The organism is Bombella saccharophila (assembly GCF_026385475.1).
Taxonomy (GTDB): domain Bacteria; phylum Pseudomonadota; class Alphaproteobacteria; order Acetobacterales; family Acetobacteraceae; genus Bombella; species Bombella saccharophila.
In genome coordinates, this window is record NZ_JANIDW010000001.1 from 331,327 (window position 1) to 355,520 (window position 24,194).

Genomic DNA, 24,194 nt, shown 5'->3' on the forward strand with positions numbered 1-24,194 from the left:
CCATGTTAACCCTAAAGAGAGACGAGCAGAGCCTTACTATCCTGCCTGATGTCGGGGCCGCTTTGGTGCAATGGCAGGTGCGGGGGCATGATATTCTTCGCCCTGTCGCTAATGAGGCTTTACGCGGGCAAAAGGGTATAGCGGTGGGGGCTTACCCGCTTCTGCCTTATGTGAATCGTCTTGCGAAGGGGCAATTCGCTTTTGGGGGGGAGGCGCATCAGCTTGCTTTGAATATGGAAGGCTGCCCTCACTCTATCCACGGTAATGGGTGGGAGCATGAATGGCAGGTCTCTCATAAGACGGAGAGCCACGCTATTTTGACCTTCGAACATAAACCAGAGGATGAGGCGGCGAAGCGGGAATGGCCTTACGCGTATCGGGCTGTCATCTCGTATGAGTTACGCGCTGATGGGCTGCATATCTCTTTAGTGATGAAGAATTGTGATGAGCGTGACCAGCCTGTAGGGTTTGGCTTTCATCCCTTCTTCCATGCAACAGAGGCAGCCCGTTTAACCTTTAACGCGGACTCCGTGTGGTTGACGGATAAGACAGGCCTGCCAGAGACGCAAAAAGCCTGCGAGGGGGAGTGGGATTTCTCCAAAGGGCAGGCTTTGGCAGGGCGCGTGTTGGATAACGGTTTTGCAGGCTTTACCGGCTCTGCGCTTTTGGAGCCATCCCCCACAACGCCGCCTGTGACGATAAAGGCGGATGGAATATTCTCTCATCTCGTGGTGTTCTCCCAACTCGCTGATGACTATGTGGCTATTGAGCCTGTAACGAGTATGACGGACGCGCTTAATCGGCCTGATAGTGCAGGGCGGGGCGTACATGTTCTTGCGCCGGGGCAAAGCTGTGGGGGAATGCTGCATGTCCAAGTTGAGGCCCCACGCCGCCCGGCAGAAGGTTAGGCTGTATGGCTGGTGAGAAGATTGCGCTGCATCGTTATCTCTCCCCTCAAGGGGCTGCGCGGATGCGGGCGGAGCTTAAAGAGCTAACCCAAAAGGAACGCCCGCAGGTTGTGGAGATTGTCTCTTGGGCGGCGAGTAATGGGGATCGCTCCGAGAATGCGGATTATCAATATGGTAAACGCCGCCTCCGCGAGATTGACCGGCGCATCCGCTTCCTAACCAAAAGGCTGGATCAGGCCGTGATTGTGGACCCCGCCGCGCAGACCAACCGCCAGCGTGTCTTTTTTGGGGCTACTGTATGTTATGCTGATGAGGAGGACCGCCATTATACGGTGACCATCCTCGGTGTGGATGAAGCGCGGTTGGAGCATGGGGAGATTAGCCTGCAAGCCCCTGCTGCACGGGCCTTGATGAAGGCGGCTGTGCATGATGAAGTGACTATGCACACCCCCTCTGGCCCTGTATTGGTAGAGGTCCTATCTATCACCTATCCTCATCCGGCTTAAGTCCGGCCTAAGAGAGCCATCTGGCTTGCGCCTTTGTGACCTGCTTTGCGGAGTAATAAGTTATGGTGTCGTTATCATCGTCCTCATGCCGTGTGGCTGTGCAGATGGACCCGTTGGAGGAGATTAATATTGATGGCGATTCCACCTTCGCATTGATGTTAGAAGCCCAACGGCGTGGTCATGAGCTTTATGTCTATCATCCCACCACATTGTCTTTATTGGAGGGGAAGGGCACCTCAAGCCGCCTCCAAGCGCGGGGACGTAAGGTGAGTGTCCAGCGTAAAAAGGGGGACCATGCGGCTTTTGGCCCAGAGGAGGTGTTAGACCTCGGCAGTTTTGATGTCATCCTCATGCGGCAAGACCCGCCTTTTGATATGGGCTATATCACAGCGACCCATATGTTAGAGCATATTCATGGCACAGGGCCGGGGCGGGCATTGGTGGTGAATGACCCTATCTCGGTGCGCAATGCGCCAGAGAAGTTGCTGGTCACACATTTTCCCCAGCTTATGCCGCCAACCTTGGTTACATGGGATAAGGAGGCGATTGCCGCTTTCCGCCAGACGCATAAGGACATCATCCTCAAGCCTCTGTACGGCAATGGCGGGGTGGGCATCTTCCGGGTGAAGGAGGATGATGAGAACTTCTCATCCCTTTTGGAGATGCACTTCTCTCGCTCGCGTGAGCCTTTAATGGTGCAGCGTTACGAACCTGCTGTGCGGTTAGGCGATAAGCGCATCATCCTTGTGGATGGGGAGCCGATTGGGGCGATCAACCGCGTGCCAGCCCAGGGTGATGCGCGCTCTAACATGCATGTCGGTGGTCGTGCCGAGCGTGTGGCCCTGACAGCGCGAGATAAGGAGATCTGCAAAGCGATTGGCCCTTACCTTAAAGAGCACGGGCTTATCTTCACCGGCATTGATGTGATTGGCGATTGGCTGACGGAGATCAACGTCACCTCCCCAACAGGCTTGCAAGAGCTGGACCGCTTTGATGGCATTAATAGTGCTGGGTTAATTTGGGAATGTATTGAGGGGCGTCTAGCCTGACCTCTTTATACCCTATGGCTGGTGTGGGGGAGGTGGCGCATCACCCTCCGCATCATGCTTCTGCGGCTGTTGAGGGGGTGGCTCTGTGTTTTGCTCTTTTCCCGCTTGCGTGGGCTTTTTAGAAGGGTAAAGATTTTCGCGGAAGGGGACGGCCAGCCCGTCAGAGAAGTAGCCGTCTTTAATCTCTGTATCTTTGGGCATTTTATCACGGGTGAAGCGGTTAACCGCCCAGGGGATAAGTTGCTCTTTATAATAGACAATATAGAGACTAGCCCATACAACTAGGCAGAGCAGAGCAAGAATGAGGTTAAGATGCTTCATTATGGTAGTCCTGCACTGTAGAGTGGGGCCCTGCAAGGCAGATAAACGAATTTTTTTTCCATTATACCCCTTAGCCACCTTGTCAGCAAAGGGTGAGGAGAGGCAAGAAGGGGCAAACTGATAGGTATCAGTAGCGATCATGCTCCCCGCTTTAATTGGGGGCAGACTGTTGAGGCTGCGTTTTTTTCATGGTGTCTTCCCCTAACCCTCGTTCTTCTCTTGATGCAGATAGCGTGCGTGAGGCGTATCGTCGTTGGGCGCATATGTATGACAAAGTCTTTGGGGGTGTCTCAGCCTTTGGGCGACGCCGGGCTGTAGCTGCGGTGAATGCCCTACCAGGAGAGCGCGTGCTGGAGGTCGGGGTTGGTACCGGGCTTGCTTTGCCCTCTTATCGGGCTGAAAAACGCATTACAGGAATCGATCTTTCAGAAGATATGCTGGCTTTAGCTAAGGAGCGCGTAAAGCGCGATGGCCTGCGTAATATTGATGAACTTTTGGTGATGGATGCAGAGCAAACAAGCTTTGCTGATAATAGTTTTGACATCGCTGTAGGGATGTTTGTGGCCTCTGTGGTGCCGCATCCTGATCGCCTTTTGGCTGAGCTAAAACGGGTGGTAAAGCCGGGAGGGCATATTCTATTTGTCAACCACTTCCTAGCGCAGAGGGGGATTCGCTTACGTGTTGAGCGTGTGATGGCACGGGCCTCGCGCGCGCTAGGGTGGCACCCTGATTTTGCGATTGAATCACTTCTACCACCGGAGGATTTAGCGCGTGCGACGGTTACACCTGTCCCCCCAGCGGGGTTGTTTACCCTCGTGACATTGCCGCAAGAGCCGTCTAAAGAATAAGGTCTTCCATCCGGTTAAGGATGGTTAGATTGGATTGAGACAAGACTAAACTGGCATCAAAGACGTGACTACAAGGCCTTTATTTCAGAAAACATATTCTACCGCCCTACATCGTGAGGGGGGAAGGTTCTTCTTGCTCGCATTTTTTGCGGGCATGTTAGGGGGAAGCTTAGGGATGCCTTTCCTCCATGTGCAACCCTCTGCTGGTGTTGTGGTGGCTCATGCGTTGTTGATGACGCTTTATGTCGTCTGCCCTGTGATGTTGGGGGGTATGGCGCAATGGTTCCTCCCCAAGCTTTTAAAGGGTGAGGGGATGGCCCTCCCCACTGCCTCTCACGCCGGGTTTGTGCTTTTAGCTGTCGGTGTGTTTTTGCTGCCTGTTATGCCCTATGGGGGGTTAGCTCTTTGGGCCTTGGGGATGTTGGCTTTGGCCGTCAATGTTCTTGCCACAATATTGGAGATGCGCTCTATCACCTTTCGGGCGTTTCCTCCCCTCATTTGGGCTTTTGTGGGGAGTGCTTTGTCTGTTCTCATCGTAGCACCGGTTCTTTTGGCTTTCCTCGTGCGTAGTGGCTTTGCGGGTGGTGGGGCAACGGCTTTGCTGGCAGTCCTGCATGGTGGGGTCGAGATGAGCTTGCTGAGCGTTCCTTCTTTAGGGATTATTGTTGCAGCCCTGCTCCCTGCCAAAGCGGAACGTGGCATGGTCGCACGATGTGCCCCTTATGCTTTTGGGGTGATGGGGCTTGTGCCTGTTTTATGCTGGGCGGACCATCTATTTGGGGGGCTATCCTCTACGGCGTATAGGGTCGGGCTTGTGGTGGGGCTCGCGATGCCCTGCTTGGCTCTTTTAGGAGCGTTTCTAGGTGATATGTGGCGCGCGCGTCTGCCATCCGGCCCTGTGGCAAGCTGGGCCTCTGGTGGTTTGGTGCTGCTTTTAGCGGGCTGGATTTTGATGGTGTTGGGGGGTGTGCAGTCACTCCCCTTTGGGCTTTCAGGCGCGGCGAGTCATCAATTAGTTATGTTTGGTAGCTTATTGGCACTAGGCGCGGCATTTTATGCGTGGTGCTCTGCGGGGTTGGCGCAGCATAATAAAGGGCTGGTCTTTTTTGGCTCCCTTCATGCTTTTGTGACATTTATAGGGGCAGTCTGCTCGGTCATGCCGCAGCTTGCCCTCCCCGCGGTTATTTTGATGACGGCGAGTCTGGTCATGTTCGGCTTGGTCGCAGGGCGGCTTTGGTACGCTCTGTTAGTGGCGCGTGCCAACATTAGAGCCGAGCTTGAGTGTAAAGGGTAATCGCATCATGCAGGCATCATCCACACCATCCTCATCGCTACTAACGCGGTTTATGGCTATGTTGCGTGTAGAGGGGCAAAATGGTGATGCCGCCTTGCAAGATTGGATCGCCTTGCTCAAACCGCGGGTGATTTCGCTGGTTGTATTTACGGGGCTTGCAGGCATGGCCGTGGCCCCTAAATGGCCGTCTATCCCCGTTGGTCTTGTTATCATTGCTTGTATTTGCATCGGGGCTGGGGCGGCTGGGGCCATCAATATGTGGTATGACCGCGATATTGATGCGATTATGAAGCGTACGCAGGTTCGCCCCGTGCCAGGCGGGCGTGTAGAGCCGACGAGCGCGCTGGTTTATGCCGTGATTCTCTCCGTGGCGTCGGTTGTGGTGCTGTGGTTGGCGACAAACCTGCTCGCAGCGGGGATTTTGGCGTTCTCCATCTTCTTTTACGGCGTGATTTATACGATGTGGCTTAAGCGTAGCACGCCGCAGAATATTGTGATTGGTGGGGCGGCGGGGGCTTTCCCCCCCATGATAGGCTGGGCTGCGAGCATGGGCTCGCTAGATGTGTTGCCTGTAGTGATGTTCGCGATTGTCTTTTTATGGACGCCGCCGCATTTTTGGTCTCTCTCCCTTTATGCGTGTAAGGATTATGAGAGTGCGGGCATCCCTATGTTGCCAGTCGTAAAAGGTGCACGCCATACGCGCTGGCAGATTGTCATTTATACCGTGATTTTAAGCCTTGTCTCGCTCGTGCCGAGTGTGGTGGGTCAATGTGGCTGGTTCTACACAGTTTGCACTAGCCTGTTAGACCTCGGCTTTATCTATTACGGGCTGCGCGTTCTCTGTGATAAGCAAGATGATAAGGGTAACAGCCTGACAAAGGATAGACCAGCTCGCTATGCTTTTCGCTACTCGCTGGCATATCTCTTTTTTCTCTTTTGTGGTCTATTGATTGATAGGGTTCTTCTGGCATGAGCGATCTTAATACGACCCCCCGCCGGCAAGGCCGCCTTTTTGGCATTGTTGTTGGCTTGTCCTTTTTTGCTCTTTCCCTTTTTGTGGCAGCTCTTTACCGGCTGTAAGGTGCCCTTATGAGGGCTTATAAAAAACCCCGCATCTCACCAGCGCAGGCAGGATGCGGGGTTTTCTTTACCTATTGCTCAGCAGGTGTAAGATTACCCTGCCTGTTGGATGGCAGAGAGAATCCAATTACCGCGTCCATCGGCCCGGAGGAAGGTCCAAAGCTCTGTAATAGTTTGTGGCTCGGTTTTGCTGCCATCAAGCACTGTGCCCATACTATCGGTCGTGACATCGACAGCAGAATATTGCAGAGCAACGCTAGCGTAAGTGATATTGCCTTCCCGCCATGCCTCGGCGAGGTCCCCACGGATGAAACGTACCTGAGAGACGATATTGCGCGCCCCACGGCTTGTAAGCTCGGAGAGTTGGTTATTGAAGTAACTCACCATCTCCGGCGTGGCCATACGTTGCAGGGAGGCCATGTCCTGCGCGCTCCATGCCGCTTGGACATTGAGCAAGAGTTGTTGGAAGCTCTGATAATCCTCTGGTGTTAAGGTAACATCTTGTGCTGGTGCAGCCTGAGGTTGGTTGGGGAAGGGAGATGCTCCACCATTAGCGGGCGTAAACCCCGTTGTAGGGCCATTATTCGTGCTTGAGGATCGCCGCCATAATTTGATGACGAAGTTTATCAGCAACGCAACGAGCAGTGCTTGGAAGATAAAGCCAAAGAAGGAACCGCCACCACTAAAGCCCCCAAAGAAGCCATGCCCGCTAAGCATTCCAAAAAGGCCAGCCCCTAAGAAGCCACCGGCCAAGCTGGTCAGGAAGGGATGACGTGCCGCAAAGGGAGGGCGCATCCCACCACCAAAAGCAGGACGGTTGAAGCCACTGCCCATGGAAGGCTCTGCCGTGCCGTAAGAGGGGGTGCGTGGGGTCATGCTACGGTCCATAGGCCGTGTCCAGCTAGGGGTAACGCTGGTGCGGGGCGGTGCGCTCCATGTACGGGAGCCACGGCTGCCAAGGGAGGAGCCCATCCCAGCGCGGGCCTCAGCGGCAGGGGCGAGGGCAAAGAGCGGCAGGCACAGCACCGCTGTGGCAAGAGGGATAAGACGAATACGCATAATCGGGTTAGTCTCCAGCAAGACTCATATGGTCGATACGAATGGTCGGGGCGTGATAACCAGCCATGAGGTCGAGGTCATTGGCCGGGATAAGGCGGGCAAACATCTCAAGCAGATTGCCAGCAATGGTAATGCCAGAGACAGGCTCGGCAATCTCACCATTGCGAATCATAAAGCCAGAGCCACCACGGCTATAATCCCCAGTGAGCATATTGATGGCATTGCCCATAAGTTCTGTCAGTAACACGCCTTCTTTAATATCAGATTGCAACGCAGAGGGGGAATGGTCTCCAGGATGGAGATAGAATGTGGAAAGACCCGGCCGTACACTCCCTCCGCTGCGGATAGCCCGCCCATTGCTTGTAGGGAAGCCTAGCTTACGCGCGCAGCGGCTATCTAGCAACCAGTGGTTGAGTTGGCCATTCTCAACAAGATTTAATGGAAGAGTCGCGCTCCCTTCACCATCAAAGGGGCGAGACCCCGCAAGGCGAGGGAGGGTTGGGTCATCAGTTAAGGTGATGCCCTTACGGAAAAGGGCCGCTCCGCGCTTATCTTTAAGAAAGGAGGCCTCTTGTACAATGGCCGCGCCATTAATAGCTGCGGCGAAATGCGCTAAGAGAGAGGAGGAGACGCGTGGGGCGAATAATACGGGATAAAAGCCCGTTTTAGGCCGGATAGGGTTGAGACGAGCCAACGCATGACGGGCTGCTTCATCCCCTAAGTGAGTCGGATTGTGCAAATCGGCCTGATGCACCGCGTTATGGAAGGCATAATCACGCTGCATATGCGGACCTGTGCCTGCCACAACGCTGATGCTTCGGCTATGCCCACTGCGTTGATACTGCCCCGCAAAACCTGCGCTTGTGGCAAGGGCAATGTCATGCGTGCTGGCACTCGCTGCGGCCCCGCTACTATTTGTGATGCCCTTATGGGCGAGGGCCGTACCTTCCATTTCCTTCGCTGTGGCGAGGAGGGCGTCTATCTCTGGTGTGGGTGTGGAGTCAAAGAGGTCTAGCTTTGTGATGGCCTCTTGTGGGAGCGGGATGAGCGGATGCTCGGCTAATCCATCCTCTGGGGAGGGCGGAACGGCTTGAGCCATCGCACAAGCACGTTCGGCTAGCTGGTCGAGTGCGTGTGTGGTGAGGTCATTGCCTGACACACTGGCAACACGCCCTTGATGAAAGACACGCAAGCTGAGGGAGAGCCCCTCTGCATGGCGGATGCCCTCCGCCTTGCCTTGCCGAATCATAGCAGAGCGGTTCTGGCTCCGCATAATGAGGGCATCAGCATGGTCCGCTCCGTGATGGCGCGCACGTGTGAGAGCATCGTGAAGGGGAGTGAGGAGGTCTGTCATGCCGCCTTCAAAGCGTTATGGAGGCTATCCAGCGTTGGAATGTTGCGTGCGGGCCCCATAGTGGTGAGGGTTGGTGCCCCTTCAAAGATGGTGCGTGCCATAGCGAGAACATCGCCCTCTGTCACAGCGTCAATCTTGCGGACAATCTCCTCTGTCGAGATGATGCGGTCATGAACCTGGATTTGCCGCGCAATTTGGGCGCAACGGCTGCCTGTACTTTCCAGCGACATGAGCAAAGAGGCTTTTAGCTGCGTGCGGGCGCGATTGAGCTCCTCATCATTGATGCCATGTTGCAGATTGCGTAGCTCAGCAAGGGCGGCGGGGATGAGCTCATCGGTTTTATCTGGCCCTGTCCCAGCATAAAGGCCGAACAAGCCGCTATCAGCAAAGGGGCTAGCGAAGGAATAGACGCTATAAACCAAACCGCGCCGCTCCCGGATTTCTTGGAACAAACGGGAGGACATGCCCCCACCGAGTAAGGTGGAGAGGACCATCGCGCTATAATAGCCTTGCTCCCGATAGCCAGGGGCGGGGAAGCCCATAAGGATATGCACTTGGTCTAGCTTGCGTTCTGTCTGCTTCATCCCCCCTTTATAATGGGCGGGAACGGCTTGCGGGGGCGTATGTGTGGGGAGGTCGGCAAAATGTTTGCGGACTAATGCGACCACCTCATCATGATGGAGATTCCCTGCCGCAGCGATGACCATATTTTGCGTGCTATAATGGCGGTGCATATAAGCCATTAAAGTGTCACGGCTCATAGTAGCGATGCCGTTTTCCGTCCCGAGGATGGGGCGGCCCATTGGTTGGTCGGGATAAGCACAATCCTGAAAATGGTCAAAAACGATGTCATCAGGCGTATCATTGGCTTGGCCAATTTCTTGCAGAATAACGCCCCGCTCACGCTCTACCTCCTCTGGGAGGAAGGTGCTGTGGGTGAGAATATCGCCGATGAGATCCACCCCTAAAGGGAGGTCATTTTTAAGGAGCTTGACGTAATAAGCGGTATTTTCGCGCGCCGTATAGGCGTTGATATACCCGCCGACATTCTCAATCTCCTCGGCAATGCGGATGGCAGAGCGGCGTTGTGTGCCCTTAAAGGCCATATGCTCAAGGAAGTGAGCCGCCCCGTTTGTCTCTGCCTCCTCATGACGGCTGCCAGCGGCAACATAGGCCCCAAAAGAGACCGTCTCGACCCGTTCCATCCGCTCTGTGACGATGTTGAGGCCATTATCAAGAGTTGTACGTTTGATTTGTTCGTTCATGCAGTTTCGTGATGGTCCATGCGTGTAAAAGAATGGGATATGCGCGCTTTAATGGCCCCGATGAGCGCGCACAGCCGCTTTGACCTTGTCTATATCGTTTGGCAGGACGTCATAACGCTCCTTACGAGAGAACAAGTCGGCCAGATGAGGGGGAAGGGCTGGGTGAATCCCCGTTGCTTTTTTCACCGCATCGGGGAACTTTGCTGGATGCGCCGTGGCAGCGGCAACCATCGGCACGCCTGCCTCGCGGAAGCGTTTACCCGCAGCAAGGCCGATGGCCGTGTGAGGGTCCGCTAGATAATGGCTGCTTTTATAAAGCGCGCGCATAGTCTCGGCAGTGTGCTCATCATCCAAGGCCATGCCAGAAAAGACCTCCCGAATTTGCTCCCACGCATCATGGGGGACCGCCATGCACCCGGTTTGGCGGAACTCCGTCATAATAGCGCGGCAGCGGTTGGAATCCCGGCCTAGCATCTCAAACAATAAACGCTCGAAATTGGAGGAGACTTGAATATCCATCGAGGGTGAGAGGCTCGGCTCCACCTTGCGCTTGGTCATGTCGTTATTGAGGAGGAAGCGCGTGAGAATGTCATTACGGTTTGAGCCAACGCAGAGATGCTCAATGGGTAGGCCCATCTGGCTGGCGACCCATGCGGCGAGAATATTGCCAAAATTACCCGTCGGCACAGCAAAGGAGACAGGCCTATCCGGCCCACCAAGGGCGAGGGCTGCATGTACATAATAGGGGATTTGTGCGGCAATCCGTGCCCAGTTGATGGAATTAACAGCCGAGAGCGAACATTCCTGACGGAAGGTCTCATCAGCGAACATGGCTTTCACCATATCCTGACAATCATCAAAATCGCCCTCTATGGCGATGTTGAGGACGTTATCCTCCAACACGGTGGTCATTTGCCGCCGCTGGACCTCGGATGTCCGATTATGGGGGTGGAGGATGATGATGGAGATATGCTCTCGCCCGCGGAAGGCCTCAATCGCGGCAGATCCTGTATCGCCAGAGGTAGCCCCAACGATGGTTACATGGCGGTTGCGTTGCTTCAACACATATTCAAAAAGGCGGCCAAGCATCTGCATGGCCATATCTTTAAAAGCGAGGGTAGGGCCGTGGAATAATTCTAGCGAGAACAGCCCGTCATCCACCTCAACTAACGGGGTAACAGCGGCATGGTCGAAGGTGCCATAAACCTCCCGCGCCATTGTGCGGAGTGTATCGCGGTCTATGCTGCCTTCGGTAAAGAGGCCGATGACCTCTGCAGCAAGGTCAGCATAAGGGAGGGCACGCCAGCTTGTTAAGGTCTCACGCGGGATGTGGGGCCAATGGTCGGGCATATATAGCCCGCCATCATCGGCCAATCCGCTGAGAAGGATATCGGAAAAATCAGGAGCAGCGGCATCTAATGTGCCGCGAGTAGATCGATAACGCATGGAACCTCTATAACACTGAAATGCCATTAGGGCAGAGCAATTTCCAGAAGATGATAATGGCTATCTGCTGCTGTTGGGCCAAGCAGGACCGCCAAATGGCGTTGTGGGCTGGTTTTATCCTTTAAAACAGTGAGGGCTTGGGCATCATAAAGCCGGTCATCATGGAGGAGACGTAGCGGGATTCGGTCTGGCCCAAAGGCGAGGAGGTCGCCATGCTCAATATCAGCCATATAAAGCACATCGTGGCTATCTATCGTTAGGCCACCAAGGCTAGGGGTGCGCCGCCAATTTGCCATGCCCTCAATGCGTTCAGCTGGGCCGAGGCTCGGGTCGGTGAGTAGGTTTGTACCAATGCGATAAAGCGGCCCTGTTGGAGCCTGATAAAAAAGCCATTGGCGGTTGTGATCTAAAGCGAGGAAGCGGATATTCCCGCCTGTCTCTGCTTGGCCGCTAGCGGTGGTAACAGGCTGCCCCCGGCGCATAAGAGGGCCGTGCCCGCTCAAGGTAGGGGAGCCTTCTAACAGCCGTTGCATTTTGCCTGTTTTTAGGTCGATGATGATAAAGGCCGGGACGCCATCATCAGCAAGAATGGCGGTATCATGCGCAATACGCATCGCTGCGATATGGCTACCCGTTGTGAGAACTTTTGTAATGCTAATATGATTAAGAATAACACCAGTATCAGGCGCGAGATTGAGGAGCTCTGGCTTAGGGGCCGGCGCGACAGCCCATAAGCCTTGTGCTGTAGCAGTGACGGCACTGAGGGGGGGAAGCTCATCCATTAAGGTGGTAAGGCGGCCATCAACGGGGTCTAAGCGGTAGAGTTTGCCATTTTTGCTCAATGTAAAGGGTGTGCCAGCGGGAAGGGCTGTTAGCACAGGGGCGAGCGGTTGGCTGAGGGGGAACTCCTTTATCACCTGCGCGGGTGTTGGGACATCCTGCCAAGGGCGGTCCGCATGTGCGGCAGTACTCACGCCCAAGAGGGCGGCGGGGAGGGCTAAAGCTGAGGCCAAAAGGCGAGAGAAACAGACTTTCATAACGGGTATTTTGAGGCTTCCTGTCATTTTTGCAAGTAGTGATCGCTCAGAGCTTCTTTTTGCACATGCTTTTTGGGCCAGTAAGGTAGGGTAATACCGAGGACAATACCCATAAGTGGCGCGCTAAAGCCCCAGAGGAAGAGGCCATCTAGCCCCGCGAGGCGATAGCTTAAGGCTAAAGCGATGAAAGGGCCTGCGATATAGCAGGAACGTTGCCATGGGGTAGAGCGTGGAAGATGGCATGGGTTTTGCCGCCTATGGGGAGGCAGGCTGTTGAGATAACAGAGCCCAATGAATCCCCATAGGGGGAGGAGTATCAGGAGGGTTATCATCGTTTTGACCTCAAAATAGCGCGTTTTTTGGCATAATGAGGATGGTAAAGAAGGGCCAATAGGCACGCCCCTCCCAGACAGGCAGCAAGAGCATCAACGCTAAGAAAAAGAGCTGGGCGGCCTGTATGGAAGGGACGAGTGGCAAGGTCTAGCCCGCTTGTGCCAAGGCCTAAGAGCATCAACATCATCAATAAATGGCGGGCAGCATGGCGGCTTATCAAGGCGTAAAGAAGTGAGACACCCCATAAGGTGAAGAAAAGCCCTTCCTCCCATAAGATGGGGGGGAGGGGGGCAGGGAGCCGTGTACTCCAGCAAAGAGCAAGGGTGGCGAGGGGTAAGCCGAATATTGTCGCCATGCTCACCGCGCGATAGAGCCGTTGCCGAATATGCTGACTGTAAGTGATGGCGTGATGATGGCAGAGGTGATTTTGCTCCGATTGTAAGAACAGCCTCATGCCGGAGCCGATAATTAAGCACCCTAAAAGGCCAGTGAGCCCATAAAGACAACGTGTGACGAACCCCGCCCAGCGCAGGTTATGCACCCCGAGGAAAACGCTATGTAGAGTAGGGCATAAATTGTGAGGGGGAAGGCGCGGGCGTGAAGCTGTTATGGCTTGGCGGTAAAGGCAGAAATGCAGTGTATCAGGGGCATATAAGGCGAGCTCTTTGCCCGCAAGCATGAAGAAGCCATTGCCCTCATCACCCCATTGCTGTTGTGCGTTTTGGGCTAATTTGGTGATGAGTGCATCAGAGATAGGGGGTGATGTCTGACTATGGGCCTGATGGCGGTTTGCAGGTCGTGCTGTGTGGGAGGGCGGATTGATAAAATGAAGGAGTTTTTGGGATTGCAGCACAAGGCCAGAGCCCCCCACGATGAAAAGAATTGGTATGCTGAGCGTTCCCCCAAGGAGGTGGAGGTCCAACCATTGGCGATGGCGTGCCGCATGAGGGCGGAAAAGGAGTAAGTCAGGGAGAAAGCGGCGGAGTTGAAGCCATAAACCGCTGATGAGGGCTATCATCAAGGCCAAGCCAGCTAAGGCAGTGAGACATTGTCCCCACGGCGTAGGAAGATACAGGCTGCTATGGAGGGTGGTGAAAAAGGAGCCCCCGACAACATCCGATGTGAGGAGAGGCAAGCCGGTATCGGCAGCAAGCGCAGGGCCGCGGAAAATATGGCCATCATAATGCCATAGGCGGAAAACAGGGTCTCGTTGTGAGGGCAGTTTTAAAAAGGCGAACTGGCCTTTATCAAGCTGGGCTTTAAGCTGATGGCTTGCCTCTATAAGGCCGGTTTGGCTCATGGGAGGGGAAGAGGGGCGCAAGGCTGCCTCTGGCTGCATCCAGTTTTGGACTTCTGGCCCAAAGCAAGCAAGGCTCCCTGTAAAACAGAGGATGAATAAAAAGACCCCAAAGGGAAAGCCAACCCAACGGTGGATAACGCGCAAAATGGTGCGGAGCCTAGGGGACATAGGGGTGCGACAACATATGAATGAGAATTGTTCGCATCTTTAATGGGCTTTCTAAACGCTGTAAATGGCGGTGAGAAAGATTGTTAAAGCTTAGCAACAGAGGGAGGGGGAAGGTGAGAGTGCTGATAAAGAATCATTGCGAATAATTTTCATTTACATATAAACAGCACTCCCTGGCTCCCTTATTTAGGATGATTGAAGAGATGGTGTCTCTATTTCGTATGTCTTATAAAACTGTTGGTTTATGGGGATTGGTGGTTGGGAGCAGCTTGGCAAGCCCATCTTTATGGGCCGCGGAATCATCTCACTATGCTCCTGTTGGTAAAGGAAAGAGTGACGCACAACACCCTTCCTCCAAAGTGGCGAAAGCGAACCTAAAACAGCAACATCCTCCACAAGAGACGATCATCGTTAAAGCGCGGCGGCGTGAGCGGATGGAGGTTCAGCTTGGGGGGCAAGCTGGTGTGTTGGGGACTAAAAAGGGGTTAGACCTTCCCTTTAACCTCCGCAGCTATACCTCCAGCATGATTTTGAATCAGCAATCACAGACATTAGGTCAGGTTTTGGAGAATGACCCCTCCGTACGGACAACCTATGGCTACGGCAATTTCTCGGAAGTATTTATCATTCGTGGTCTGCCTATTTATGGGGATGATGTTGCCATTAATGGGCTTTATGGCATTACCCCGCGCCAGCTTGTCTCACCGCAGCTTTATGATTCTGTGCAGGTGATGAATGGGGCGAATGCCTTCCTCAATGGGGCGGCTCCCGGTGGGACCTCTATTGGTGGGAATATCAATCTTCAATTCAAACATGCCGGGAAAGACCCGCTATTACGCGTAACAGGCGATTATACCGGGACAGGCCAAGGCGGCGGTAATGTGGATATGAGCCGGCGGTTTGGGGAAAGTCAGCAATTTGGTGTTCGCTTTAATGCTGCTGGAATGGACGGGCAGACCTCCATCCACGGGGAGCGGCGACATTCCGTGGCATTAGGGTTGGATACGGATTGGCATAATGAGGCAGAGACAACCCGCATTACGATGGATATTAACTACCAGAATCAGAACGTCCAGCAGGGGCGCGGTGGGGTTTTGTTATCATCTGCCTTAACCTCTGTCCCCAAACCAACGGCACCGTCTCATAATTGGGGCCAGCGTTGGAGCTATGAAGACATGCATTATGTCTTTGGGATGGTGAATGTAGAGCATGACCTTAACAAGCACATCACGCTTTACGGAGCGTTTGGCGGGTTAACAGGGAAAGAGGAAGGGAATTATAGCTCTCTCACCGTGACGAACGCCCAAACAGGGGCGGGGACAGATGGCTTCCTTTATGTGCCGTATCAGGAGACGAATGAGAGTACGCGTGGCGGGGCGCGTGTGCATGTTAATACCGGGCCATTAAAGCATGAGATTAATCTTGGGGCATCCAGCTTGTGGAATGAGGTTGCACGCGCATGGGGTTTTGGGAAGTCGAGTGCGAGCAACCTCTATGCACCTATTTATTCGCCTTTGCCTGAAACGACCTTAACAGGGGGGAATGTTCATCATCCTAAAAGAGATATGATGACACGGCTTTATAGCGTGTTCTTCTCCGATACTGTGTCCTTCTGGCATGACCGCATCGCGCTGACAGGGGGCTTCCGTTATCAGAACATTATGACAAAATCCTACGGCTATAAGCAGGTTTTGACGGACCATTATGACCGTGATGCCATCACCCCTGTGGTAGGGCTTGTCATCCATATGACAAAACATTCCTCCTTTTATTTTAACCGTGTTGAAGGGTTGGCGCCGGGCCCACAGGCAACAGGGGCGAATATTGTTAATATGGGACAGCTCTTTGCCCCAGTGCGGACAGTGCAATATGAGTTCGGCGGGAAGTACGATATTGGACGGTTTAGCGCGTCTTTAGCTTTTTACCGCTTAACGCAGCCTAATAGTTATGTCCGCCCTTATGGCAATACAGGGCAAGGTATTTTCACCGTGGATGGAGAGCAGCGTAACCAAGGGATTGAGTTCAATATCAATGGGGAAATTATCAAGGGCCTGCGCTTTAATGGGGGAACGGCCCTCATTGATGCCAAACAGATGAAAGGAACCTATGAAGGGCAACGGGCCATCGGGGTGCCCGGTTATACGATCAACGGGAATATAGAATATGACATCCCTTTTGCTAAAGGGCTGACCTTAACGGGGCGCGTGATTCATACTGGCCATCAATGGGCGAATGCACAGAACACACAGCGTATTGCCAACTGGACGACTTACGACCTCGGCGGGCGATATACGTTCTTGATGACGCGTAAACAGCCTATGACATTACGCTTTGGTGTAGAGAACCTGACCAATAGCCATTATTGGGCATCCTCTTATGGTGGCTATCTGACAGAGGGGCTACCGCGGACCTTTAAAGCCTCGTTGACGATGGATTTATAAGACCAGCTTATGGAAAAGGACCATGCAGTAAAATGGCATGGTCCTTTTTAAGGGGCGGGTAAAGCTAGGTTGTTGGCTCTGCTGTTTGATGGAGGGTGTTGATTAACGCAGCCGCCAAGGCTTCTTCCTGCGCTGGGGAGGTGAGTTTATGGCCCGTTGCATCAGTGATGTAAAAGACATCCACCGCGCGTAGCCCATAGGTCATAATATGGGCGGAGGAGATATGCAGCTTCATCCGGCTGAGCGTGGCTGTGATGTTGTGCAGAAGAGCAGGCCGGTCCCGCCCATTGACCTCCACAATACTACAGCTTTCTGAGGCTTCATTATCAATAAGTACTTGCGAGGGGATATGCAGGGCCTCTAGCCGCCGTGTGAGCGGGAATTGCGCTGCCTTGAGCGTCTCGCTGAGGTCAATCTCACCATGAATGGCTTGGATGACCGTCTCACGCAAGCGGTCCAGATGCTCTTCCTCTATAAAGGCTTCCCCATAGGGGTCTTGGAACCAGAATGTATCGAGCACCATATTGCTGTTAAGCGTATGGATGCGCGCATCGGCAATGGAAGCCCCACATAACGCTAACGCCCCCGTAATGCGGGAGAATAGCCCCGGTTGATCCTTACAAAAAACAGTTAGCTCTGTAATGCCGCGCTCTGGTAGGGGGGCGATATCTAAGAGGATGGCATCATCCCGCCCTTCGGCACGATAGCGGCTAACAAGCCGTGCATGGCGGAGCTGGCTATCTCCATCAAAGCCAAGCCAATAGCCCGGGCGGCCTAACTTGATGAAATGAGCAATATCAGCAGGGGTCATGCCTTCTGCCTGCAATGCCTCTTGGACAAAGATTTTATTTTGCTCTACGCGCTCATCATCTTCTTGGGCTTGTAATCCACCCTCTAAGACATCAGCAATACGGCTATAGAGGCGGCCAAGGAGGGTCGCCTTCCACGCATTCCATGCGTGTGGGCCAACGGCGCGAATATCAATAATGCTAAGGAGCAATAAGAGCCGGAGCCGCTTGGGGGACTGGATAATATCGGCGAGGTCTAAGATGGTTTGTGGGTCATCAATATCCCGGCTAAAGGCGGTGCGGGAGAGGAGTAAATGATGCAGCACAAGCCATGAGACTGTATCGCTATCGCTAGCAGAGAGGCCAAGTTGCTGGCAAATGCGCGTGGCGAGTTGTGCGCCAATTTCGGAATGTCCGCCCCCACGCCCCTTGCCAATATCGTGCAATAAGGCTGCGAGATAAAGGACTGTTCTTTGGGTAATGGTGCGGGCAACTTTATAAGCAAGGGGAAGCTCATCAGCCATTTGCCCTTGCTCAATCAGCCGCAAAATACGGATAGATTCAATGATGTGGGCATCAACACTATAAAGGTGATAGCCGTCAAATTGTGTCCGCCCTAAAATGCGAGACCAGCCGGGGAGGAAGTGTGAGAGTATCCCCGTCTCATTAAGTAAAGGCAGCCAGAAGGTGCGTTCGTGCTCTGTATGGGCGGGGGAGGCCTCCGGTTGGGAGGGGGCGTCCTTTAGGGGGTCGCAGAGTAGTTGTAAGAAAAGCGATGAAGCCTCTGCATTCCCACATAGCGCTGCTGCGTGACGTTCAAAACGGATAAGCTGCTGGAAGGCAGCTGGGTGTAACGGTAATTGATAACGCCGGGCACAATCTAATAAGCGGAAAATAGTGATTGGCTCTTTTACCAAGATAAGCGGGTTAGGCAGGTTAAGATACCCATCAACACGTTGGAATCCCTCAGGCCCGGCTTCAATATGCGGAGGGCTTTGTTGGATTTGATGGCGCAGATAGAGAATAAGAGCCGGCTGGAAAACATGCGATAGCCGCATCACTGCGCGTGCCATGAGGAAATGATGCCGCATAAAGCGGTCCACCCCACGTTGATGGCCATGGTTACCATAACGCATCCGCGCACCAATAATGGGCTGGACGTCAAATGTTAGTCGCTCTTCATTACGCCCGGTGATGTAATGGAGGTGAAGGCGGACTGTCCAAAAGAAGTTCCATAAAATGCGTGTACGGGTGATTTCACGTTTTGTCAGCAAACCTAATAACGTGCTGATAGGCGCAAGCCCGCGTGCGTGCCGAAAGGTGGAATGTTCTGGCACGTCATAGCCTAAAGCAGCATGACCGATCCAACTAAGGACTTGGAGGTCCCGCAGGCCGCCTTTCCCTTCTTTAATGTGAGGTTCGACAAGGTAAGGTGTATCGCCAAAGGCGTGATGGCGGTCCTCTCGTTGGGCAATGGCCCCACGGATGAATTTTTTAAGGGTTGGCCCTTTTAGATAAGCATCATGCTGTTTGCGTAATGTATGGGCGAGGCCCTCTTGACCATAGAGAGGGCGGATGTCTAGGAGGGTTGTACAGGCGGTTTGGTCTGTTTTGGCCATCTCCATCGCGCTCTCAATAGTGCGGGTAGCATGGCCTACGCGCACACCAAGGTCCCAGAGAGTATAGAGCACATACTCAATAGCTTTAATGAGCTTTGGCGAAGGGGCTTCCTTAGTTAGGAAGAGGAGGTCCACATCACTAAAAGGCGCCATTAAAGCAGCCCCGTACCCCCCCGTTGCACAGAGGCAAAAGGCTTCTTCTGTATCATCATCCTGCGTATGGGCAGGTAGATTCGCATAATGGGCGAGCTTGTTGATGATATGGTCCATGAGGAAGGCGAGGCTGCGGGCTGTGGCTATACCGTTAGCTTCGCGCTGCTCAAAACGCTGACGAATAGACTCGCGCTGGGTACTTAGCTCCGCACAGAGGCGTGTGAGGGCTTCTTCCCGAGGAAGGCGAGGTTGATAGGCCACATGGTGATCAGAAGCGGACATAGGGTCGTTCCTCTCTACAGGGGCGTTTGGCCAGGATATGGTCATGACGGGGACCTTTCTTCATGTGGCGTGCCTGTTTCATGATGGTCTTTAAGCAGTTTTTTTAACTGGTAAAGAACATTATGGGCCTCTCGTGGGGAGAGAGAATCCGGGTCCAAGTCCTCAAGGAGCTGGATGGCTTCTAAGGGTGAGTCGGTGAGAGGGGCATGATGATTTTGTTCAAAAAGAGGGAGAGACGTGGCTTTTTGGTTGTTGCTGCGCTCCTCCTCTAAATGCGTTAGGAGGATGCGCGCTCGGTGAATGATAGTGGACGGTATTCCTGCTAATTTTGCAACATGCAAACCCCAGCTTTTTTGTGCAAGACCGGGGCGGACTTCATGTTGGAAGATGACCTCTCCCTTCCATTCCCGCACGGCCATTGTATAGGCCCCAAGGCGGGGGAGTGTGTCCAGTAATGCGCCAAGCTCATGATAATGCGTGGCAAAGATGGTGCGGCAGCGTAATTGGGAATGGAGAGCTTCCAACGTTGCCCATGCGATGGAAAGCCCATCCAGCGTTGAGGTGCCACGACCAATTTCATCCACCACGACAAGGGAGCGCGGCCCCGCTTGGTTGAGGATAGCGGCAGTCTCAGTCATTTCCACCATAAAGGTGGAGCGGCCACGCGCGAGGTCATCAGCGGCTCCAACGCGGGAGAAGAGACGGTCCACAATCCCAATTTTGGCCTCTTGAGCAGGGAGGGGGAGGCCGGCTTGGGCAAGAATGACCGCTAGAGCATTTTGGCGGAGGAAGGTCGATTTCCCCGCCATGTTAGGCCCGGTGAGTAAGATAGCGTGTTTTTCTGGCGGTAGGGTGCAATCATTCGCGATGAAGGGGCTATTATGGGCAGGGTTATCCTGCAAAGCCGCTTCCACCACAGGGTGACGGCAGGTATGGAGGCTGAAATCCCGCCCCTCGGTCATGACCGGGCGGCACCATGAGCCGCGTGCCATGAGAGTAGCGCATGAGAGCAGAACATCCAGCTCGGCCAAAGCAAGGCCGATTTCATCAAGGGCAGGGGTGTTTAGGCATTGCTGGGCGAGGTCGGTAAAGAGGTGGCGTTCTAATTGGTCTGCTTTTTCAGATGCTTCTAAAATAGCTTGATTAAGGGATGTGAGTTCTTCGTTGGAGAAACGCGCGAGGCTTGTCGTCCCTTGGCGGAAGCTTAACTCCTCATGCTGGCGTAAGGTACGACCGGCCGCCGTGGGGACCTCGATAACATAACCAAGTTGATTGTGATGGCGGATACGCAAGCTTGTTATGTTGTAATGCTCTGCCAAACGGACTTGAAGCTGAGCGACCAGACGACGGCTATTATCGCGGAGGTCCCGTTGATGGTCTAATTCCGCATCAAAGCCGGGGGCAATGACCCCACCATCCTCAATCTTGGCGGGGAGGTCCGGGTTTAGCGCAGCGTCTAAACGTTCGAGCAATGTGTCAGCACGGCCATAGAGTTTAGCGCCAATCTGACGGATATAGGAGGGCATAGACTCCGTTGCTAATGGGGCTAGGGCCTCGGTGACGAGGTTGGCTGTTCGTAGCGTATCGCGGAGTGCTGCAAGGTCCCGTGGGAGGGGGCGTCCGCTGGAGATACGGCCTAAAGCACGTGCAGAATCAGGGGCCTGTTTGAGGATGTCGCGTAACGTAGTGGTCAGCTGAGGGTGTTGATGCAGCCAATCCCATCCCTCTTGTCGTTGCGTGATGAGGGTGAGGTCTGTGCTAGGGCTGCTAAGCCATGACGCTAAGAGGCGTGTCCCAGCGGCCGTATTGGTCTGATTCACGCTGTTAAAAAGCGTGTGTTTTGTATCGCCATCGCGGGATTGGAGAATATCAAGGCTGCTGCGTGTGGCAGGGTCTAGCCCCATGATGGTGTCTAAACCATGGTCGATGGGTGGGGCTAAGCGGGGGAGGCCGCCAGCCTGACTACGGCGGACATAATTTAGTAATACCGCACAGGCTATGCTTTGCTCTGTACTGAAATCCCCTAACGAATCTATTTGAGCAACGTGATAAGCCTCTTTTATCGTGCGCTCTGCTGTGGCTTGGTCTGGGCAAGCCGTGGAGGGGGTGAGAAGGCCAGCATAATCAGCAGGGATGAGGGATGGCTCAGCCAAAATCTCGGAGGGGGCCAGGCGGGCAAGAAGTTCAGCAAGGGCATCTTGTGTGAGTGCGAGCATTTCCAACGTGCCGGTGGAAATATCAATCCATGCTGCGCCGAGCCGGTTTTTATGGCGTTTATCAGCGGCGGTAATGGCAAGGAGCGTGTTGGCCCGCCCAGCTTCTAAGAGTTCATCCTCTGTGAGGGTGCCGGGGGTTATAACACGGATGATCTCGCGCCGGAGCGGGCCTTTTTGGCCTTTACTTGGGGTTTCTGTCTGCTCGGCAACGGCAACGCGGAAGCCACGGCGGATGAGGCGGGAGAGGTAAATTTGTGCCGTGCCAACAGGGACGCCGCACATAGGGATAGGGGCATCATCATGCATACCGCGCTGGGTGAGGGTGATGTCCAAAGCCAGAGAGGCGGCTTCTGCATCCCCGAAGAATAATTCGTAAAAATCCCCCATGCGGAAGAAAAGTAATGCGTCAGGTTCTTGGTGTTTTAAGCTAAACCACTGCTCCATGGTCGGTGTGACTTTGCCCGTTTTTTGAGCGGGAATAGGGGGGATATGTGGCTTTTGGTTGACCATGTAGGAAAGAGAACCTTAACGAATAAGCAACAATTAACCTATTTATCTGAGAGTAACAGGGTTTCAATCAAGAATGCGACTATTTTCTCGCTCAATGATGGGAAGCATGTTGGAAGTTACCTAAAAAGACAGCGTAATTCTTTCCTTGTTATCATTGGGGGGAGAATGGCATGGTGTGTTTATGAGTACTGCACCGCAAAATCCAATTTTATTTGATGATGTTCTGCCGATGGCCCAAGGATTGCTAGAGGCCGAATGTGATGAGATTGCTAACCTCGCCAATATCGCTGCTTTGTTGTTTGAGGCGATGGCTCAAGTAAATTGGGTTGGGTTTTACGTGATGAAAGCCGGCGAGCTTGTGCTTGGGCCTTTCCAAGGGCGGATTGCTTGTACGCGGATTGCTGTTGGTAAAGGCGTGTGTGGCACCGCCGTAGCAGAGCGTGCGACCCAACGCGTGGCAGATGTGTATGCCTTCCCCGGTCATATTGCCTGCGATGGGGCCTCAGCCTCGGAGATTGTTATCCCGATTATGCGCGACGGGCAGGTTTATGGCGTGTTGGATATTGATAGCCCCGTGACGAATCGTTTTTCAGCAGATGACCAAGAGCAGCTTGAATCATTAGTCCGTTTGATAGAAGCGCACTTCGCTGGCTGAGGGCCTAGCGTTTTAAGCGTTGGAGGAGACGTGCGCGCAGCTCGGTGAGGTTTAAAACACCGAGGAGAAGGAGCAGCCCCCCATAAAGGGCCGCACTGCTGCTGATGAGCAGCATCAACATCCCTAATTTGGGTAGGGCATGCCAGTTGGGGAGGTTAGGGGCAAAGAGGGCCGTTCCACCCCATGCCCATAGCCCCATCAGCATGCCTGCCCCTAGGATACGCCCCGCGCGTGTCAGGCTTGTCATGGTGGGGAGGAAGGAGTCTCGCCGCCATAACATCCAGCCGAGGGCGAGCATATTCACGAGTGCGGCTAAGGTGCTGGCAAGGGGCGGGGCAAGATGAGCTAATGAGCGGTAAAGGAGGAGATTGAGGGCGAGATTGAGCCCTAGCGTGACGAAACCGATACGCACAGGCGTTGTGGTATCGCCTTCAGCAAAAAAGGCCGGGGCTAATAATTTCACGATGATAAAAGCGGGCAGGCCAAGCGCATACATACGCAAAGCCGCTGCGGAGTTGTGAACATCACGGGGGGTGAAGTGCCCATAGCCAAATAGGGTTGCCATAATTTCTGGGGCGAGGCTGAATAGGCCAATCATTGCCGGTAGGCTGAGGAGCAGCGCGTAATCCAGAGCGCGGTTAAGGCTTGCTTGGAGGGCAGGGCGGTCATTGGCGGTGATATGGCGCGTAAAGAGGGGGAGAAGCGTTGTGCCTAACGCCGCCCCTAAGACGCCTAAAGGCAGCTGATTAACGCGGTCGGCAAAATAGAGCCACGAGATAGAGCCTGTGGGCAATAAGGTGGCGATGATGGTATCAATCGTGAGGTTGATTTGCGTTACGCCAGAGCCAATAAGCCCCGGCATCATACGGCGGAGTAAGCGTTTTATGTCGGCTGAAAGAGTGGGGCGGACCAAAGGGGGCATGACCCCGGCGCGTTTAGCGGCCCATAAAAGGCCGGCGAGTTGGACAATACCAGAGAGGGTAATGCCCCAAGCACTGGCTGGGGCGACGCTATGTTGCCCGCAATAAGCCCCGACTAAGATGGCCGCAATCCCAACAATATTGAAGCTGATATAAGCAGCAGAGGCCGCCGCAAAATGGCTGCGTGCATTGAGGATGCCCGCCACAAGGGCCGCGCCGCAAATCAGCACCGTATAGGGCATTGTAATGCGCGTGAGCTGGACTGCGAGGGTGAAACGCTCTGCCCCAGAATGGCGGAAGCCGGGGGCGATGAGGTCAATCACCCATGGCATGAAGATTTCAGCAAGGAGGGTGAGGAAGGTGAGCCATAGCAGCAATAAGGAGAAGGCTTGCCCTGCGAGTAAGAGAGCTTGCTTGCGGCCCTGTTCTTCATAACGTGCGGTAAAGAGTGGCACAAAGGCTGCGTTAAGCGCGCCCTCGCCAAATAAGCGGCGGAACATATTGGGCAGGCGGAAGGCGATTTGATACGCATCTTGCACCGCTCCCGCACCGAGGAACATAGCAAGGAGCTGGTCTCGCACAAGGCCGAGCAGGCGGGAGAGCATGGTCCACCCGCCAACAGTGAGGAGGTTCCGCAGCATA

19 protein-coding genes are annotated in these 24,194 nt (G+C 54.0%); 8 read left to right on the plus strand and 11 right to left on the minus strand.

Annotation, left to right across the window (positions count from 1 at the left end; all coding sequences use genetic code 11):
- The first annotated feature begins 2 nt into the window (after nucleotides 1–2).
- The 3 genes from NQF64_RS01485 to gshB all read left to right on the plus strand — a co-directional run bounded on the left by NQF64_RS01485 (nucleotide 3) and on the right by gshB (nucleotide 2,463).
- A complete protein-coding gene (locus NQF64_RS01485) occupies nucleotides 3–908 on the plus strand; it encodes an aldose 1-epimerase (RefSeq protein WP_266106242.1) in 906 nt (301 codons plus the stop codon).
- Nucleotides 909–913: 5 nt separating this feature from the next.
- Nucleotides 914–1,414 carry a transcription elongation factor GreB gene (gene greB / locus NQF64_RS01490; protein ID WP_099026078.1) on the plus strand — a complete coding sequence of 167 codons (501 nt, stop codon included), beginning with the start codon at nucleotides 914–916 and terminating at the stop codon, nucleotides 1,412–1,414.
- A gap of 62 nt (nucleotides 1,415–1,476) precedes the next feature.
- Nucleotides 1,477–2,463 (plus strand): glutathione synthase, encoded by a 987-nt coding sequence (gshB, locus tag NQF64_RS01495; protein WP_099026077.1) that lies wholly within the window; start codon nucleotides 1,477–1,479, stop codon nucleotides 2,461–2,463.
- A 12-nt stretch (nucleotides 2,464–2,475) separates the two neighbouring features.
- Here the strand turns inward: gshB and NQF64_RS01500 are convergent, their stop codons facing one another.
- A complete protein-coding gene (locus NQF64_RS01500) occupies nucleotides 2,476–2,784 on the minus strand; it encodes a hypothetical protein (RefSeq protein WP_266106243.1) in 309 nt (102 codons plus the stop codon).
- A 188-nt stretch (nucleotides 2,785–2,972) separates the two neighbouring features.
- Between NQF64_RS01500 and NQF64_RS01505 the strand changes: the two genes are divergently transcribed.
- From NQF64_RS01505 to NQF64_RS01515, 3 genes are all read left to right on the plus strand, one after another.
- A complete protein-coding gene (locus NQF64_RS01505; protein ID WP_266106244.1) occupies nucleotides 2,973–3,632 on the plus strand; it encodes a class I SAM-dependent methyltransferase in 660 nt (219 codons plus the stop codon).
- A 64-nt stretch (nucleotides 3,633–3,696) separates the two neighbouring features.
- A complete protein-coding gene (locus NQF64_RS01510; protein WP_266106245.1) occupies nucleotides 3,697–4,926 on the plus strand; it encodes a heme-copper oxidase family protein in 1,230 nt (409 codons plus the stop codon).
- A 52-nt stretch (nucleotides 4,927–4,978) separates the two neighbouring features.
- Complete coding sequence (locus NQF64_RS01515; RefSeq protein WP_266106577.1) at nucleotides 4,979–5,899, plus strand: heme o synthase; 921 nt, start codon at nucleotides 4,979–4,981, stop codon at nucleotides 5,897–5,899.
- Between the two features lie 200 nt (nucleotides 5,900–6,099).
- On the opposite strand, the gene NQF64_RS01520 is transcribed toward NQF64_RS01515, so the two are convergent.
- Genes NQF64_RS01520 through NQF64_RS01550 form a run of 7 tightly spaced genes read right to left on the minus strand, consistent with a single transcriptional unit; the run spans nucleotide 6,100 to nucleotide 13,968 of the window.
- Complete coding sequence (locus tag NQF64_RS01520) at nucleotides 6,100–7,065, minus strand: Tim44 domain-containing protein (protein WP_266106246.1); 966 nt, start codon at nucleotides 7,063–7,065, stop codon at nucleotides 6,100–6,102.
- A 7-nt stretch (nucleotides 7,066–7,072) separates the two neighbouring features.
- Nucleotides 7,073–8,419: a TldD/PmbA family protein gene (locus NQF64_RS01525; RefSeq protein WP_266106247.1), complete on the minus strand. Its 1,347-nt coding sequence runs from the start codon at nucleotides 8,417–8,419 to the stop codon at nucleotides 7,073–7,075.
- On the minus strand, nucleotides 8,416–9,684 hold the full coding sequence (locus NQF64_RS01530) for a M16 family metallopeptidase (protein WP_099026071.1): 1,269 nt from the start codon (nucleotides 9,682–9,684) through the stop codon (nucleotides 8,416–8,418). The genes NQF64_RS01525 and NQF64_RS01530 overlap by 4 nt, the downstream gene beginning before the upstream one ends.
- Before the next feature lie 48 nt (nucleotides 9,685–9,732).
- Nucleotides 9,733–11,130, minus strand: a complete 1,398-nt coding sequence (thrC, locus tag NQF64_RS01535) for a threonine synthase (protein WP_266106248.1) — start codon at nucleotides 11,128–11,130, stop codon at nucleotides 9,733–9,735.
- A gap of 26 nt (nucleotides 11,131–11,156) precedes the next feature.
- Nucleotides 11,157–12,167, minus strand: a complete 1,011-nt coding sequence (locus NQF64_RS01540; protein WP_099026069.1) for an NHL repeat-containing protein — start codon at nucleotides 12,165–12,167, stop codon at nucleotides 11,157–11,159.
- 23 nt (nucleotides 12,168–12,190) lie between these two features.
- Nucleotides 12,191–12,499 (minus strand): hypothetical protein, encoded by a 309-nt coding sequence (locus NQF64_RS01545; protein ID WP_266106249.1) that lies wholly within the window; start codon nucleotides 12,497–12,499, stop codon nucleotides 12,191–12,193.
- Entirely contained in the window at nucleotides 12,496–13,968 is a 1,473-nt protein-coding gene (locus tag NQF64_RS01550) for a PepSY-associated TM helix domain-containing protein (RefSeq protein ID WP_266106250.1), read from the minus strand. Before NQF64_RS01550 ends, NQF64_RS01545 begins: the two co-directional genes overlap by 4 nt.
- A gap of 203 nt (nucleotides 13,969–14,171) precedes the next feature.
- Between NQF64_RS01550 and NQF64_RS01555 the strand changes: the two genes are divergently transcribed.
- The gene (locus tag NQF64_RS01555; protein ID WP_266106251.1) at nucleotides 14,172–16,409 is read left to right on the plus strand and encodes a TonB-dependent receptor; all 2,238 of its coding nucleotides are present in this window, start codon (nucleotides 14,172–14,174) and stop codon (nucleotides 16,407–16,409) included.
- Between the two features lie 64 nt (nucleotides 16,410–16,473).
- Here NQF64_RS01555 and NQF64_RS01560 read toward each other — a convergent pair whose 3' ends face one another.
- Nucleotides 16,474–19,251 carry a [protein-PII] uridylyltransferase gene (locus NQF64_RS01560; protein ID WP_266106252.1) on the minus strand — a complete coding sequence of 926 codons (2,778 nt, stop codon included), beginning with the start codon at nucleotides 19,249–19,251 and terminating at the stop codon, nucleotides 16,474–16,476.
- A 41-nt stretch (nucleotides 19,252–19,292) separates the two neighbouring features.
- Nucleotides 19,293–21,977: a DNA mismatch repair protein MutS gene (gene mutS, locus NQF64_RS01565; RefSeq protein ID WP_266106253.1), complete on the minus strand. Its 2,685-nt coding sequence runs from the start codon at nucleotides 21,975–21,977 to the stop codon at nucleotides 19,293–19,295.
- Between the two features lie 181 nt (nucleotides 21,978–22,158).
- Between mutS and NQF64_RS01570 the strand changes: the two genes are divergently transcribed.
- Nucleotides 22,159–22,632, plus strand: coding sequence for a GAF domain-containing protein (locus NQF64_RS01570; protein ID WP_266106254.1), 474 nt, complete (start codon nucleotides 22,159–22,161; stop codon nucleotides 22,630–22,632).
- 4 nt (nucleotides 22,633–22,636) lie between these two features.
- Here the strand turns inward: NQF64_RS01570 and murJ are convergent, their stop codons facing one another.
- Nucleotides 22,637–24,193, minus strand: a complete 1,557-nt coding sequence (gene murJ, locus NQF64_RS01575) for a murein biosynthesis integral membrane protein MurJ (protein ID WP_266106255.1) — start codon at nucleotides 24,191–24,193, stop codon at nucleotides 22,637–22,639.
- Nucleotide 24,194 lies beyond the last annotated feature (1 nt).